This window comes from Halomicrobium sp. HArcel3, from assembly GCF_058933135.1.
Window position 1 is genome coordinate 1 of record NZ_JBZYDN010000012.1, and the last position, 15693, is coordinate 15693.

Here is a 15693-nt window from a genome sequence, read left to right on the forward strand (position 1 = left end):
GCCCGCAGCTGGTGGCTCGAATTCCGCGAGATGGTGCTGAAAGCCACCGTCTACAACCTCCGCCGCAGCGTTAGATACTCGTGAAAATCACGCACCGACAGACCGATCCTACAGAGCATTTCAGTCCGCCAGGGCTGCATAGCTCGCGCGGCCTTCGGCACGCGCTCGCGAGTGACTCCACCACACCTCCCCGGATTCGCGGCGTCCGCCGCGAATCACGCTTCCTTCCGCAATCGCACAGCAGTTGGCCGGGAGCACGTGCCCGAACGAATGTGAGGGTCGTGCGACCAGGGGAAGGGCAGGGCTGCGGTGCTGTGCTGACCTGGTGGATTGAAAGGGCGAGGCGGGCTGAACGAAGCACGGGCCCGTAAGCACCGAACGGAGTGAGGCGCGCAGCGCGGTCCGCGCGAGTTCAGCACGTCGAGGGCTTTCCCTTGTTTGAAGTCTCGTTCTCTAGCTCAGCTCCCATCGAAATTACTGATCGAATCACTACTATACGAACGCTTAACCACCGCCCACACGCGCATGCTAGACATGGCAATCGGGGACGTCACGCACGCGAGCGAGGTGCACGAAGACCTGTGGTACGTCGACACCGGGATGTACGGCGTCGAGGAGTACGGCTCGGTGTACGTGATAGACGCCGAGCGTCCCGCCGTGGTCGACACGGGCCTGGGGACGAACTACGAGCGCGTGCTCGACGCCGTCGAGGCGGCGGGTATCGACCCGGAGGACGTCGAGGTCATCGCGGCGACGCACGTCCACCTCGACCACGCGGGCGGGGCGGGGTTCCTGGTCGAGGAGTTCGAGGACGCGGCGGTGTACGTCCACGAGATCGGGGCGCCGCACCTCGTCGACCCCGAGCGGCTCTGGGAGGGGACGAAGGCGGCGGTCGGCGACCAGATCCAGTACTACGTCGAACCAGAGCCCGTGCCGGAGGACTGGATCGTCGAGATCGAGGACGGCGACCGGATCGAACTGGGCGACCACTCGCTGGCGGTCCACCACGCGCCCGGGCACGCGCCCCACCAGGTCGTCTTTCACGACCCCGAAATCGACGGGGTGTTCACGGCCGACGCGGCGGGCATCTACAGCCCGTCCACCGACGAGGTCCACGTCACCAGCCCGCCGTCGAACTTCGACCTGGATCGGGCGCTGGACGACGTCGAGACGCTCGAAGCGATCGGCCCCGAGTGGCTGCTGTACGGCCACTTCGGACCGGCGCGGACGGCCGACCGCCTCGACACCTACGCCGAGATCCTGTCGGCGTGGGTGGCCGACGTCGAGGCGGCCCGCGACGAACTGGGTGACGACGACGCCGTCATCGAACGGTTCCAGGAGACGGTCGAGACACCGGAGATCTGGGGCGAGGAGAAGTCGACGGCCGAGGTGGCGATGAACGTCCGCGGCGTGTTGACGTATCTGGACCAGTAGCGACGGCCGCTGCCGTCGAGCCGGTAGGGAGGTGGCTGCCCCTCGAGTGTTTTGTGACGATCGATTTCCTACCGTGCACGGAGCGCAGTTCCGCCGTACAGCCGAAGAGCCGGAGCCGGTGGACAGCGAGCGACCATCGCAGACCAGAGCGTTAAATGACAGTCCAAAATGTTTATATAATAATATAATTTCAATTGATATGGGTTCGTATCATACATGATTGGCAGAAACGACGGTCTGGAAACGAGCAGATCAGACGGAGCACAGCCTCAATTAGCTGCTTTCCTCGTCAGCGCAATTGTTCTGGTCGCGAGCGCGGGAATGGTCGCTGGCGCGACGGCACCGCCGACCGCCGAAGCATCGGCCGCTGCGACGGCGCCGGACACCGAACAGCTGACAGTAATAAGCGGGCACACAGTGATAATCAGTGAGGAAGGGAATGAGACCACGTATAGTCTCGAGACGCCGGAAAGATCGCGAGGTCGTCAGACCCGCTACTGGCGGGCTTCGGCCAGTATCGTCAGAACAGGTTCCGGTACGTACGTCCTTCCCGACGAATACAACCAGTCGAGATTCGACCGGGCCCTGTTCGACATCGAACTGCTCAGATCGCAGGGACAGACGGACGCAACGACAGATGAGATCCCGGTGATCATCCGCTGGTCTTCCGACAACCCGGAGGACGCTTCGGCCGTCCTGTCCCATCCCGGAGTTCGTGTCCGACACCGGCTTGACTCCGTTAACGCGACCGCAGTCCGTATCTCGAAGTCCGAGACGAGGAGCGTGTATCAGGCACTGCAGGAGAACCGAGACGTCGACGCAGTGCTGTACGATGCGAAGGTGTCCCTCTAATAGCACAGGTGGCGGATCACGTCGATGAGAGGAGCCGGTTCGTGGACGGCGGCGATCCGGCTGCTTGCCGACCCCCGTCGCGGGTGAACACCGAGCACGCGGTCCGGAAGCGACGAAACCCGGTGGCTTGACCGCTGCCGAGCGTCCTGGGACGGAGACCTCCCAGGATTGGACGGTGTGAAGTGAACGAATCGACTGCGCCCGACCGCTTTTCGCGAGTGGATGTATTTATACCGCCCCGTTGCTTTGGGCCAGACACACGATGGCGGCCACAGACCTGATATTGCTCGTCGCCGGCATCATCGCGATCGGTGTGCTAGCACAGTTGCTGGCCGACCGGTTGCAGATCCCGAGCATCATCTTCTACATCGCCGCCGGGCTCGTGCTCGGACCGATATCGCCGTACATACCGCTGGTGAACGGGCGGATCATCGACCCGGCGTCGTTCGGGGACGCGCTCCCCGCGATCGTCGGGCTCGCGGTCGCCATCATCGTCTTCGAGGGGGCGTTCCACCTGAAGATGGAACGGATCCAGTCGGCACCGTCGGCTGCCGTCCAGCTCGTGACCGTCGGGGCGGTCATCGCCCTCGTCGGCACGAGCGTCGCGGTCCGGTTCGCGTTCGACACCTCGTGGTTCCTCGCGCTGACGATCGGGTCGCTGCTCGTCGCCACCGGGCCGACCGTGGTGACGCCGATCCTGAAGGTCGTCCCGGTCAGGGACCGCGTCGCCGCGGCGCTGGAGACCGAGGGTATCGTCAACGACGTGACGGCGGCCATCCTCGCCGTGGTCTTCTTCGAGGCGGTAAGCCCCGAGACCGTCTCCAACGGCCTCGTCGAGGGGTTCATCACCCGCCTCGGCGTCGGGCTGCTGTTCGGCGTGCTCGTCGCCGCGGTCGTCTTCTACCTGCTGCGATACGTCGACCTCTCGCCAGGTGACGCACCGCGCAACGCCCGGTTGCTGGTGCTGGCCGGCGCACTCATCGCGTACGCGGCGGCGAACGCCCAGGCGAGCGAGGCCGGCGTCGCCGCGGTGGCGACGGCGGGATTCCTGCTCGGCAACGCGGACATCCCCTACGAGGAGGACATCGAGGACTTCAAGGGGGACATCACGCTGGTCGTCCTCTCGTTCGTCTTCATCGCGCTGGCCGCGCTGCTGGACCTCAACGCGCTCCGGCAGGTCGGCATCCCCGGCCTGATCGTCGTCGTCGCGATGGCGCTCGTGATCCGGCCGGTGCTCGTGTTCATCTCGACGGTCGGCGACCGGTTCACCCTGCAGGAGCGGACGTTCATGAGTTTCGTCGGACCGCGCGGGATCATCCCGGCGTCGGTCGCGACGCTGTTCGCCGTCGAGTTGCAGGCGCTCGGTCGGATCGAGGAGGCGAACATCATCCTCGGGACCGTCTTCCTGGCAATCCTGCTGACCGCCGTGTTCGAGGGCGGCTTCGCCCGCAAAATCGCGGAATACCTGGACGTGATACCAATGAGAGTCATCATCGTCGGAGGCGGGAAGGTGGGCCGGTCGCTCGCCGAACGCCTCGAAGACCGTGGCGAGAACGTCGTCATCGTCGAAGAGAGAGAAAGCGTCGTAGAGACCGCCCGGAACGCCGGGTTCACGGTGCACAGCGGCGACGGCACCGACACCGAAGTACTGCGCTCCGCCGGGGCGGAGAACGCCAAGACCGTCGTCGCCGCCACCGGGGACGACGACGCCAACCTGCTGGTCGCCCAGCTGGCCAACTCGAAGTTCGACGTCGAGCGGGTCATCGCCCGCGCGAACAACCCGGACAACGTCGAGGCCTTCGAGGACCTGGGCGTCAGCACTATCTCCTCGGCCATGGCGACGGCCTGGGCCATCGACAACCAGATCGAACGCCCCGCCATCGCCCACTGGATGACCGACGTCGGCCGCGTCGGTGACGTCCAGGAGATCGAGGTGACCAACCACGACATCGTCGACAAGCCCGTCAGCGAGGTCGGCCCGATGCTTCCGGACGCCTGCCTCATCGCGCTCATCACGCGCGACGGGGAGACCGACGTCCCGACCGCCGACTTCGTCGTCGAGCGCGGGGACATGCTGACGCTGCTTGGCCGGAACGATTCGGTCCGCGAGGGGATGGCGTTCGTCAACAGCGACGCCAGCTAACGTTCTCCGGCCGTACCGTCTGTCGGCCTCGTCTGCAGGCTCGACGGCCTCCCGGCCGATCCGAGCGGCGAAGGTTTTTGTTCGAAGGCGCGAGAGTCGCGATAGCATGAGTTTCCGGGGGCTGTGGGGCGCGGTGGGTACCGTCCGCGATCGTCCGGCCTTGCTCGGCTTCGGCCTGATCATCGGCCTGGCAGACGTGGCGTCTCTCGCGCTCCTCGGTATCGGCGTCGACCTGGCCGGTGCCGGCGAGTGGACCGGGGTGGGCGTCGGCGTACTCGGACGGCTCGGCCTGCTCGCTGTCGTCAGCGCCCTCACGCCGGGCCTGTACGCGGTCGTCCGGGGCGAGACGAACGGCGGCCGGTCGGTGCTCGCGAAGACCGCGACGGAAGCACGGCGGTCCGGGGCATCGCTGTTTCGCGCTTCGGTGAGTGCACACGCCGTCGCATTCCTGCTGTTCATCCCGCTCGCCGTCGTCACCACGTCCATCGCGCTCGGTATCGACGCGGTCGTCCAGATTGCGCGTGGGACGGTGGGGAACGGATCGTGGGTGGGCCCGTGGTTGGTCATTGTCGGTGCCTGGCTCGTCGCCGCGTACCTCGCCCGACTGCCCCTCTCGTTCCACGACCTCGCGACGGTCCGCGGTGACGAACGGCCCACGTGGGCGTGGCTGGCGAGCGCTCGGGCGACGCTGTCGAATCCCCGAGCGCTCCTCACCTACGGCGTGGGCCGGGCGAGTTTGCTCGCCGCGCCATCGTTCCTCGCGATGGCGTTCGCGATCGGATTCGACATCCTCACGGGCGGCAGCCTCGGGGTTCTGCACCTCGCCGCCGTTTTCCTCGCCGGCAGTTGCCTCGCCAGACCCGTGCTGGCGGCCTATCACCTGTCGGCCGACGACGAGCTGGTCAGGCGTGGACGGACGCGAGCGGAATCTGGGAGTCTCGTCCCGCGAGCGCGCACTGGGGTCGCTTGCATGGTACTCCTTGCGGCGGTCGTGGGCGGGGTCGGGGCAGTCAGGGTCGGGGACGTCGATCCGATCGACCGCACGCCGGCCGCACCGGACGTCGAGCGGGACGACCCGTCGACCGTCGTCGCCGCCGCGAACGAGCGGACGGCGGCCACGAGTCGAGAGCACACCCACGTCTGGTCCACGTACAACGACACGACCCAGTCCTGGGAGACAGTCAGGGAGCAGGACATCCGGATCGACACCCGACAGCGGCGGGTCGCCGCCTCAGTTCACAGACACTACTCGGATTGGCGCTACGAAATCTATCTGGAGGACGGACGGACGCTGAAGCCCAAAGGGTGGTTCAGGTACACAGTCAGCGAAACGTTCCGGATGGAGCGCCAGGACGGCGCGGTTTTGATCGGCCCCACGAAGTCCTTCCTGCCGGACGCCTCTCGGTACCCGTCGCCTGCGCTACCCTGGCGCGTCGTGAACCGCACCGAGGACGCCGTCGTCTATGCGGTCACCGACCCCGAAGCGCTCCACGCCGACGAGCGGTACGCCGACAGCTATCCGTCGCCGCGCGAGGAGGGCGTCACCTACCGGGACGGGAACTACGTGCGAGTGACAGTCGACCGGGAGACCGGCCGGCTGCGATCGGTCGAGAGACAGAGCCACTACGAGCGAGCGGACGGAATCGAGACGGTCGTGGTCGGGAACCGGGTCGTCTCCAAGTTCGACGGGTACGGAACGACGCACGTCGAGCGGCCAGCCGAACTGGATGGCCCGTCCGTGTACGCCACGTTCTGGGACTACGTCGACTACTGATCGTCGTCCGGATCCACGTCGTCTCGCTCGACGTCCGCTTCCCACGGTGACTCCCCGTTCTGACCGCCGGTCTTGTACACGCCGCGAGCCGTGGCGACGTGGTGATCGTCCGCATCGTGAATCTCGACGTTGGCGACGGCCACGCTCCCGCCGTTGCGGACGACGTCGGCCGTCGCGGTCAGGTCGGCCGTCGCCGGCGCGAGGTAGTCGATGCGCATGTCCACGGTCGGCGCGACGTCGCCGGTGAGCGAGACGACGGCCGCGCCGCCGACGGTGTCGGCCAGCGAGTAGGTAACGCCGCCGTGGGCGACGCCGCCGTGCGGGTTAGTGGTGTGTTCCTCCCGGAGCGGGAGCGTCCCCTCGGCGTGGCCGTCGCCGGCCTCGGTCACCTCGATGCCGAGCGACTCGACGAACGGGATCTCGTTGAAGACGGTTTCGAGACTCATTGCCAGTGAGAGGAGGGTACGCGGGATAAGCCCTCCAGAACGGGAACAAACGGGCCGCGCGTGGTGAGCGACCCGTCACGCTTTTTCCGGGGGCTCTCCGACGTAGGGCCGATGACGGACATCGAGCGAGCCACCGAGGCCGTCGACGACGGCGACCTCGTCGTCTACCCGACGGAGACGGTGTACGGGCTGGGGGCAGACGCCCTGGACCCCGACGCCGTCGAGCGGGTGTTCGCGGCGAAGGGCCGAGAGCGCGACGACCCGCTCTCACTCGGCGTCCCGGACGTCGACACCGCCCTCGAGTACACCAACCCCACCGAGCGCGAGGAACGCTTCATGCGGGCGTTCCTCCCCGGCCCCGTCACGGTCGTCGTCGAGCGGGGCGAGCAGGTGCCCGACGCGCTGACGGGCGGGCGCGACCGCGTCGGGATCCGGGTCCCCGAGCACGAACTGGCTCGGGACCTCCTCGCCGCGGCCGGCCCGCTCACGGCGACGAGCGCGAACGTCAGTGGCAACCCCAGCGCACGCAGCGTCGACGAGCTCGACGACGAGATTCGCGAGGCGGCGGCGGTCGTCCTCGACGGCGGCGAGACGCTCGGGGCGGAGTCCACGGTCGTCGACGTCGGCGAGGGCGAGATACTGCGGGACGGCGGGATGGTGACGGCCGTACAGATGTGGCTGCGAAGCGAAGAGTAGGAAGGTCGTGAGCGAAGTGAACGACCGTCTTGATACCGAACGGGGAGCGGAGCGACCCGTAAGGTAGGCTGGGCCCGACTGGAAGGAGGGCCAGCTTTCGAGCAAGCGGTGAAACCGCGAGTCGCCCGGGAATCACGGCTTCAGGATGCTCTTGAGCGACCGCGTTCGCGTACCACAGGACTCCTGGTACTCGCAGGGTTCGCACTTGGCGCCGTTCGACGTGCGCGGTGGTGGCCCGTCGATGGATTCGGCGGTCCGGAGCGCCCGACGGTAGTCGCCCGTGCGATGCGTCGTCAGTTCGATCTCGCGAACGACGCCGTAGGCCGGGTACTCGGCGTAGGCGCGTTCGACCTGCCGCTCGCGTTCCCAGGAGAGCGCCTTGGCGGCGGCGACGAGTCGGACGGACTGGGGCTCCCAGACGCCGTCGTCGGGCGGGCGGCCGGCGAAGACCAGCGACGGGGCGAGCGGGTCTTCCAGCACCTTGTGGGCGACGCCGCGGCAGTCCTTCCCTTCGAGGAACGCGTTCTTCCGGGGCGGGTCGGCGAGTTCGTCCCACGAATCGAGATCGTCGCTCGCGGTTCGGAGTCGATCGCGGAACGTCCCCGGGGAGACCTCGATGGGAGCAGCGAGCAGCGCCGCGTCGACGGCCAGCAGGTGCTCGTACTCGAAGGCGAGCGACCGGACGTCACTCACGTCCGGCACCTCGACGTCGGCGTCGCGCCGGCGGTGGTACAGCTTCCGGGCGCAGTACGCGGCCGTCTCCAGGTCGCGGAAGGCGTGCATGGACCGCTCTGGTCCCGTCTTCACTGATAAAGGGTCGGGCGCGGGAACGGTGGAAGAAGGTGCCTAAAAGCTAACGTCCGCGTCCTCTTCGAGCGAGCCGATGTCCTCGGTCGTGTCGTCGAGGCCGTTCTCGGGCATCGCGTCGGTCATCGCCGTGAGGCCGGCGTCGGCGAGGGCCTCCTCGAACTCGGCCTGGAAGCGCTGGCTGACCTGCCGGGCCTCGTTCTGGGCGGTGACGACCCGGCAGTAGTGGCGGACCGCCTCGGGCGCGGCGTCGAGGTCGGCGGCCAGCGTCGCGACGTCGTCTCCGGCCCGCTTGCGGAGCGGCGCGAGGTCGAACGGCGCGTCGGTGTCCGCGTCGCGGAAGAGGTGGAGGTCCAGCCGGGCGTCGAAGACGTCCTCGGCCGCGACGCCCAGCTCGTCGGCGATAGTGGCGTCGTCGTCGCCGTCGTAGAACCCACGAACGACGGCGGCGAGTCGCTCGTCGTCGAGCCCGGAGTCGAAGTCGTACCGGTCGCGCATGCGCTCGACGACCGCGGCGATGCGGTCGTCCACCCCGTCCTCGTCGGTGGTGAGCGAGCCAGGCGACTCCTCCTGGGACTCCGTGACAGTGTCCTCGCCGGCGACGTCGACGAAGATGTCGCGTAGTTCCTCGGTCTTTTCGTCCATCGACCGTGAAAGGGTGGACGGACGGGTAAGTATCTGTCGGGAACGGGCCAAACGGGCGGGAATGCGGCAGATAGCTGGACAGTACGACCGCAGTCAGTGGGGCGTGAACTCTGAACACCGATTTCGTTTCCGACAGACTGCGGCGGGGTCCAGCAAGACTTAAGCGGCAGGACGATGGGTGATATCACATGGCATTGCCGCTCCAGGCGGCCACGCGGCCCACCTTCTGGCAGATCAGCCCGCTCGGGAAAGCGATCTTCTACTACCTCTCGGCGGTGGCGATACTGGTCTTCCTCGTCGGCGTCTACCGGCGGTTTGCCCGGTACGCGCGGGCAAGCGAGGACCCGTTTCCGCGGCTCGACGACCTGCCGGGTCGCGTGCTCACGGCCGCCGGAATCGTCCTGTCGAACCAGAAACAGTTCGACCGCGACTGGGTCGCTGGTCTGTGGCACTCCTTCGTCTTCTGGGGCTTTCTCACCCTGCTGATCGGAACGACCATCCTGGGGATCGACATGGACTTCTATCGGCCGCTGACCGGCGAGTCCTTTTTCGTCGGCGATTTCTACCTCTCCTACTCTTTCGTGATGGACCTGATGGGCCTGCTGTTCGTGGTGGGCCTCGGTATCGCCATCTGGCGGCGCTACGGCGTCCGCATGGACCGGCTCTGGGGTCGCCACACCGACAGTTCTGATCACCTGCTCGTCTGGTCGCTCTTTCTCCTGGGCGTCGGCGGCTACCTCACCGAGGGCGTCCGGATCCTCGGGACGTCAGCAGTGCGCGACGTCAGCTTCGAGACGGTGAGCTTCGTCGGCTGGACCGTCGCCCGCGCGTTCGAGGGAGCGGGCGTCACCCCGGAACTCGCGACGGCGGCGTATCCCGTCGTCTGGTGGAGCCACTCGCTGCTGGCGCTGTGGTTCGTCGCCTGGGTCCCCTACGCCAAGCCGTTCCACATGCTCTCCTCCTTTGCCAACGTCCTCACCCGCGACGAGAAGGCCGGAGTGAGACTACCGGGTGTACCCGCCGACGCCGCCCCGGAGGAGATCGGCCCCAGCGAGATAGACGACTTCTCGTGGAAACAACTGCTCGACCAGGACGCCTGCACGAAGTGCGGCCGCTGTTCGGACGCCTGCCCCGCGAAGGACGTCGGCCGGCCGCTCGACCCCCGGGACGTCATTTTGGACCTGAAGCACTACCGGGAGGAGCGCGATGGTGGCGAGGCCGAGGAGATGCCCATCATTGCCGACGGTGGCACCTCCGTCGTCGACAGCGAGACGATGGAGTCCTGCCTGGCCTGCATGGCCTGCATGGACAGCTGTCCCGTCGACATCGAACACCTCACCAGCTTCACCGAGATGAACCGCCGTCTCACCGAATCGGGCCAGATGGACGAGAACGCCCAGGACGCCATGATGAACGTGTTCCAGCACGGGAATTCGTTCGGCAACCCTGAGCGCAAACGACCGGACTGGACCGACGACCTGGACTTCGACGTGCCCGACGCCCGCGAGGAGGCCGTCGACTACCTCTGGTACGTCGGCGACTACCCCAGCTACGACGGCCGGAACCAGAAGATAGCGACGGCGCTGGCCCGCGTCTTCGAGGCGGCAGACGTCTCCTACGGCATCCTCTACGAGGACGAACAGAACGCCGGCAACGACGTCCGCCGCGTCGGCGAGGAAGGTCTCTACGAGATGCTCGTCGAGGACAACGCCGCCGCCATCCAGGACTGCGAGTTCGACCGGATCGTCACGACCGACCCCCACGCCTACAACACGTTCATGAACGAATATCCCGAGTTCGAGGCCTGCGAATGGGACGCGGAGGACGTCTTCCACTACACCCAGGTGGTGGCTGATCTGGTGGACTCGGGTTCGCTGGTCGTGCCGGCGACGCTCGATTACACGGTCACCTACCACGATCCCTGTCATCTGGGCCGCTACAACGGCGAGTTCGAGGCGCCCCGGGAGCTCGTGGACGCGACGGGGTGTGAGCGCGTCGAGATGCCCCGCAACCGGCAGGACTCGTTCTGTTGTGGCGGCGGTGGCGGCGGTCTCTGGATAGAAGTCGAGGAGGAGCGAAAGCCCAGCGAGGAACGGCTTCGAGAGGCCGTGGAGGACACTGAGGCGGGGAACGCGGTCGAGAAGTTCGTCGTCGCCTGCCCGATGTGTACGACGATGTTCGAGGACGGCCGGAAGACCGGCGGGTTCGAAGACGAACTGGAGATCGTCGGCGTGACCGAATTGCTCGCAGAGGCGCTAGATGAAGAGAACGTAGCTGTCTCTGCGCGATCTGGTTCTGAGGGAACGTGATCAGCCGAGGGAACTAACGACAGAGGAAAGCCTTCGGCCCGCTCTCCACGAATCAGTGACAACACCGCAAACACGTCGAAAGCCCTCGGCCCGCTCGGGTCGCGCGGCCCACGCTGTGCGCGCTCGCTACGCTCGCGTGCTTGCGGGGCCGTGCTTCCCCGACCGTCCCTCGCCCTTTCAGTCCACCGGAAGACTCACTCCGTTCGTCTTCCGAGCCCTGCTTCGCTTCGCTCAGCAGGACCCCAGGCCCGCACAGCACCGCAGCCCTGCCCTTCCCCTTCCACGCGAGCGAAGCGAGTGTGGGCTCGAAAGACGAGGTGTGCCGAGTCTTTCGGTGGGTCGCGAGGGCCTCGCAATCGCTCGGCCACTCGCTCCCGGCCAGACCGCGTTCGGTCAGAGAAAGTAGTGGCGCCGAACGGGAATCAGTTCTCGCAGACTCGCTACTCATCCCAGGTGACCCCGGGAACGTCCCCGAGACCAGTCGGTGCGTCGGCCAGCGCCGCCCGAAGGTCGGCCACGCCGGGTTTGTCGACCCGGCCTGGATTGACCCGGATTTCGACGGGCTGGTGGCCCAGCGAGACGAACCCAAGGCCCAGTTTTGCGGCGGTCGCCCGGAGCGCGAGGCCGGCGTCAGCGTCACCCGTCGCGACTCGACGAGCCGGTCCCTCGTGGCCGGGTGCCGTCCGCTCGGCGCCGTCGATGGCGTCCACGAGTTCGGCGTGAGTCGCGTCTCGCTCGTCAGCCAGGTCGTCGAGCGCGGCGTCGAAGGCGTCGCGTAGCCCCGACCGGCCCCGGTTGACGAACCGCCAGTCGCCGTCGACGAGCGCGGCCATGCCGTCGATGGCTGCGGCCGCGTCGGTCTCAGGGGCGACGACGAGGCCCCACTCGCGCGTCCAGCCGCCGAGTGGGGTGCCAGCAGCGTCCTCGTCGGCACCCGTGACGACGGCGACGTCGGGGACGCTGCCGGCGAGGCGGCGGTCGCCCTCGGCAGATCCGACGGCCAGGAAGCGCGTCCGGGGAACGGCGTCGAGCAGGTCCCAGAGAACGGGGTCGGCCTCGCCGACGCCGAACAGGCGCGGGGGGCGGACGTCGGTGCCGAAGAGGTCGACGGTGACGGCCGTCCCGTCCGCCAGCAGCGACGTCTCGGCGGGCATCTCTACGATGCCGTCGGCGTTGGTCAGCGTCGTCGTCGCGCCGCTGCCCTTGTCGACGGGGTAGGCGAGCGTCCCGCCCGCGCCGTCGGTGACCAGGCCGACGGGCAGGAGGCGGTGGCGCCCCTCGTCGTAGTGGACGTCCTCGCTGAGTTCGGCCCGACGCTCGGGTCGCTCCAGCGGCGGTCGCCCGGCCGCCTCGCGGATGGCGGGCGCCACGAGCGTCCGGAACACCGACAGTGCCGACACCGGGTAGCCCGGGAGACCGACGAACGGCGTTCCGGCGAGGCGGGCGACCAGCGTCGGCTTGCCGGGCTTCAGCGCGACGCCGTGGTGCAGTTGCTCGCCGTCGTCGTCGATGACCTCGGAGAGGACGTCCACCGCGCCGGCGCTGGTGGCGCCGGAGGTCAACACGAGGTCGCAGTCGGCCGCGGCCTCCCGCAGGACCTGTTTCATCTCGGCGGTATCGTCGCCGACGGTAGGGTAGACTTCTGGCTTACCGCCGGCGTCACGGACCGCGGCGGCGATGGACTGGCCGTTGACGTCGTATATCTCGCCGCGTTCGGGGTGGAGGTCGTCGGCGAGGGCGACCAGTTCGTCGCCCGTCGAGATGACGGCGACGCGGGGTCGGCCGCGGACCCGGACGGTCTCGCGGCCCAGCGCGGCGAGCAGCCCGATTTCCCGATTGGTGACGACCGTTCCGGGACCGAGCGCTCGTTCGCCCGGCGCGACGTCGTCGCCGGCCGGCATGACGTGCTCGCCGGGGGTGACGGTGGTCCGAATCGCGACGTTCGACTCCCGGCGACTGGTTCGCTCGACCATCACGACCGCGTCGGCGCCGGGCGGCATCACGGCGCCGGTCGACACCTCGACGGCCGTCATCGGGTCGACGTCGGCGGTCGGTTCCTCGCCGGCGTGGACCTCGCCGACGATCTCGAGGACCGTCGGGGCGGCCTCGCTGGCGCCGACGGTGTCGGTCGCCCGGACGGCGTAGCCGTCCATGCTCGCTCGATCGAACCCCGGGACCGCGAGGTCCGCGTCGACCCGTTCGGCGAGGACTCGACCCTGCGCGTCGGCGAGCGAGACGGCTTCAGTGCCGCCACCGAGGTCGAAGCCCGCGATCGTTTCGCGGACCGCGTCGGGGTCGGCAAGCGTCAGGAACTCGGTTCGGTCGGTCACTTGGATCCCTCCCAGTGCTCCACCTGAACGGTGTGGCCCTCCGGGAACCCCTCCGTCTCCTCGGGGACGACCACCCAGCCGTCGGCCTCGGTGACGCTGGAGAGGACGCCCGACCCGCGGGCCCGAATCGGCGTCGCCACGCCGTCGTCGAGGGCGACGCGGGCGTAGGTTCTGGTGCCGACGGGGCTGGCCAGCTTTCGGGCGAGCGTCGCCTCGGTGGTCGGCGGATCGGTGATCGGCCGACTGGCAAGCCGGCTGACGGCGGGCCGGACCAGTGCCGTCGCGGCGACGAGACAGCCGACGGGGTAGCCCGGGAGCATCACGACCGGCGTCTCCCCGACGGTGCCGAAGCCGACGGGGTGACCCGGCTGGAGCGCGACGCCGTGGCGCTCGACGGATCCGATGGATTCGACCGCCCCGGGAACCCGGTCGCGTTCGCCAGCCGAGGTGCCCCCCATCGTGAGGATCAGGTCGGCGTCGCGCTCACCGCTGGCCTCGCGCAGCGCCGCCCGGAGCGCCTCGCTGTCGTCGGTGACCGGGTCGAATCGCTCGGCCTCGCCGCCCCAGCGCCCGACGTACCGGCCGACGGTCAGGCTGTTCGACTCGACGACCTCGCCGGGCTCGGGGTCGGCACTGACGAGTTCCTCGCCGGTGGGAATCAGGACGACCCTGGGTCGTCGGTACACCTCGACATCGTCGAGACCGACCACCCGGAGGAGTCCGAGGTCGGCCGGTGCGAGCCGGTGGCCGGCGTCGAACAGCCGCGCACCGGCTTCGACGTCCTCGCCCTCCGCGCCGACGTTCTCGCCGGGCGCGACGGCCTCGAAGACGAGCACTTCGTCGCCCACTCGCTCGGTCCGTTCGACCATCACGACCGCGTCGGCGCCGGCCGGCATCGGCTCGCCGGTGTCGACCGAAATTGCTCGTCCCGGACCGCACTCTGGCTCCTCGCCCTCACTGTCGTCATCGTCGTCGCGTTTCTCGACTCCCTCTGCGAGTGCGAGCCTGACTGGCGCCCGCTCGCCGGCGTCGACGACGTCCGCCGCGCGCACGGCGTAGCCGTCCATCGCGGCGCGGTCGTAGTGGGGCACCGCTCTCGGCGCGTCGATGGCGGTCGCCAGCACCCGGTCGTCGGCGTCGGCCAGGGCGACCGATTCGGTCTCCTCGACGGGCGCGACCAGGTCCAGCAGCGCCGCCCGGGCGTCGTCGACCGCCGTCCGCTCGCCGACGGCCGTCATCGGCGGGCCAGCCCCAGCACGTGGTCGATTTCGGGCAACAGTACCGCCACGACGCCGAGTTCGACGGCGTCGGGGTTCCCCGGGAAGGCGTAGATAGCGGTGCCGTCCGCGACGCCCGCGGTCGCCCGGGAGAGCATCGCCATCGTCCCGACCTGCTCGTGGCTCAGTCGCCGGAAGTACTCGCCGACGCCGGGGAGTTCCTTGTCCAGTAGCGGGCGGAGAGCCTCCACCGTTACGTCGTCGGGCGTCAACCCCGTCCCGCCACTGGTGACGACCACGTCGACGTCGCCGACGAGCGAGTCGACGGTCTCGGTGATGGCTTCCTGATCGTCCGCGACTATCTCCTGGACCGCGACCTCGTGGCCGGCGGTCTCGATGGCCTCGCGGGCTACCTCTCCGCTCCGGTCGTCGCTCGCCGAGCGCGAGGTCGAGACCGTGAGGACCGCGAACTCGTGGGTCTCGTCGCTGTCGTGGTGATGATGATCGTGGTGATCATGCCCGTCTCCCTTATGCGAGTCATGGTCGCTCACGACGGCGCCTCCTTGTGCTTCTCGACGACGCGGACGTCCTCGATGCGGGCCTGGGGATACTCACCCGCGTCGTCCTTCTCGGCGGACTTCACCATGTCGAAGACGGTGAGCAGCGCCCGGGTGACGCCGTTGAGCGCCTCCATCTCGACGCCGGTCTGGCCCGTCGACGACACCTCGACGGTGCTCTCGACGGCCGACTCGCCCACCTCGAACTCGACGGTCACGCCGTCGACGGGAATCTGGTGACAGAGTGGGATGTCGTCCCAGGTCCGCTTGACCGCCTGGATGGCCGCGACGCGGGCTGTGGCGAGGACGTTCCCCTTGGTCACCTCGCCGGCCTCGATGATCGCCGCCGTCTCGGGCCGGACGGCGATCCGACCCGACGCCACCGCGCGGCGGTCGACGGTCGCCTTGTCGCCCACGTCGACCATCTGCACCCGTTCGTCGTCGTCGACGTGACTGAACTCGTCCATACTCCGTAGTCCGCGC

At 68.2% G+C, this 15693-nt stretch carries 13 protein-coding genes; 6 read left to right on the forward strand and 7 right to left on the reverse strand.

From position 1 onward, the window contains the following. The first annotated feature begins 534 nt into the window (after positions 1-534). From AC5FRV_RS19980 to AC5FRV_RS19995, 4 genes are all read left to right on the forward strand, one after another. Positions 535-1434, forward strand: coding sequence for an MBL fold metallo-hydrolase (locus tag AC5FRV_RS19980; RefSeq protein WP_493562838.1), 900 nt, complete (start codon positions 535-537; stop codon positions 1432-1434). A 216-nt stretch (positions 1435-1650) separates the two neighbouring features. Then, complete coding sequence (locus tag AC5FRV_RS19985; protein ID WP_493562839.1) at positions 1651-2286, forward strand: hypothetical protein; 636 nt, start codon at positions 1651-1653, stop codon at positions 2284-2286. Positions 2287-2548: 262 nt separating this feature from the next. Further along, complete coding sequence (locus AC5FRV_RS19990) at positions 2549-4429, forward strand: cation:proton antiporter domain-containing protein (protein ID WP_493562840.1); 1881 nt, start codon at positions 2549-2551, stop codon at positions 4427-4429. 106 nt (positions 4430-4535) lie between these two features. After that, on the forward strand, positions 4536-6203 hold the full coding sequence (locus AC5FRV_RS19995; RefSeq protein WP_493562841.1) for a hypothetical protein: 1668 nt from the start codon (positions 4536-4538) through the stop codon (positions 6201-6203). Here the strand turns inward: AC5FRV_RS19995 and AC5FRV_RS20000 are convergent. Further along, on the reverse strand, positions 6197-6649 hold the full coding sequence (locus tag AC5FRV_RS20000) for a PaaI family thioesterase (RefSeq protein WP_493562842.1): 453 nt from the start codon (positions 6647-6649) through the stop codon (positions 6197-6199). The two genes, AC5FRV_RS19995 and AC5FRV_RS20000, sit on opposite strands and share 7 nt — an antisense overlap. Positions 6650-6760: 111 nt before the next feature. Here AC5FRV_RS20000 and AC5FRV_RS20005 point away from each other — a divergent pair, with 111 nt between their 5' ends. Then, the gene (locus tag AC5FRV_RS20005; protein ID WP_493562843.1) at positions 6761-7345 is read left to right on the forward strand and encodes an L-threonylcarbamoyladenylate synthase; all 585 of its coding nucleotides are present in this window, start codon (positions 6761-6763) and stop codon (positions 7343-7345) included. A gap of 132 nt (positions 7346-7477) precedes the next feature. Here AC5FRV_RS20005 and AC5FRV_RS20010 read toward each other — a convergent pair whose 3' ends face one another. After that, positions 7478-8128 carry a CRISPR-associated protein Cas4 gene (locus tag AC5FRV_RS20010; RefSeq protein WP_493562844.1) on the reverse strand — a complete coding sequence of 217 codons (651 nt, stop codon included), beginning with the start codon at positions 8126-8128 and terminating at the stop codon, positions 7478-7480. A gap of 63 nt (positions 8129-8191) precedes the next feature. After that, the gene (locus AC5FRV_RS20015) at positions 8192-8797 is read right to left on the reverse strand and encodes a conditioned medium-induced protein 4 (protein WP_493562845.1); all 606 of its coding nucleotides are present in this window, start codon (positions 8795-8797) and stop codon (positions 8192-8194) included. A gap of 188 nt (positions 8798-8985) precedes the next feature. Between AC5FRV_RS20015 and AC5FRV_RS20020 the strand changes: the two genes are divergently transcribed. Beyond that, positions 8986-11106 (forward strand): heterodisulfide reductase-related iron-sulfur binding cluster, encoded by a 2121-nt coding sequence (locus tag AC5FRV_RS20020; RefSeq protein WP_493562846.1) that lies wholly within the window; start codon positions 8986-8988, stop codon positions 11104-11106. A 440-nt stretch (positions 11107-11546) separates the two neighbouring features. Here the strand turns inward: AC5FRV_RS20020 and AC5FRV_RS20025 are convergent, their stop codons facing one another. Genes AC5FRV_RS20025 through moaC form a run of 4 tightly spaced genes read right to left on the reverse strand, consistent with a single transcriptional unit; the run spans position 11547 to position 15677 of the window. After that, positions 11547-13436 (reverse strand): molybdopterin biosynthesis protein, encoded by a 1890-nt coding sequence (locus AC5FRV_RS20025; RefSeq protein WP_493562847.1) that lies wholly within the window; start codon positions 13434-13436, stop codon positions 11547-11549. Next, positions 13433-14674 (reverse strand): molybdopterin molybdotransferase MoeA, encoded by a 1242-nt coding sequence (locus tag AC5FRV_RS20030; protein ID WP_493562848.1) that lies wholly within the window; start codon positions 14672-14674, stop codon positions 13433-13435. The genes AC5FRV_RS20025 and AC5FRV_RS20030 overlap by 4 nt, the downstream gene beginning before the upstream one ends. Continuing rightward, a complete protein-coding gene (locus tag AC5FRV_RS20035; protein ID WP_493562849.1) occupies positions 14671-15204 on the reverse strand; it encodes a MogA/MoaB family molybdenum cofactor biosynthesis protein in 534 nt (177 codons plus the stop codon). Before AC5FRV_RS20035 ends, AC5FRV_RS20030 begins: the two co-directional genes overlap by 4 nt. Then, positions 15201-15677, reverse strand: a complete 477-nt coding sequence (moaC, locus tag AC5FRV_RS20040; RefSeq protein WP_493562850.1) for a cyclic pyranopterin monophosphate synthase MoaC — start codon at positions 15675-15677, stop codon at positions 15201-15203. Before moaC ends, AC5FRV_RS20035 begins: the two co-directional genes overlap by 4 nt. Between the last annotated feature and the right edge of the window lie 16 nt (positions 15678-15693).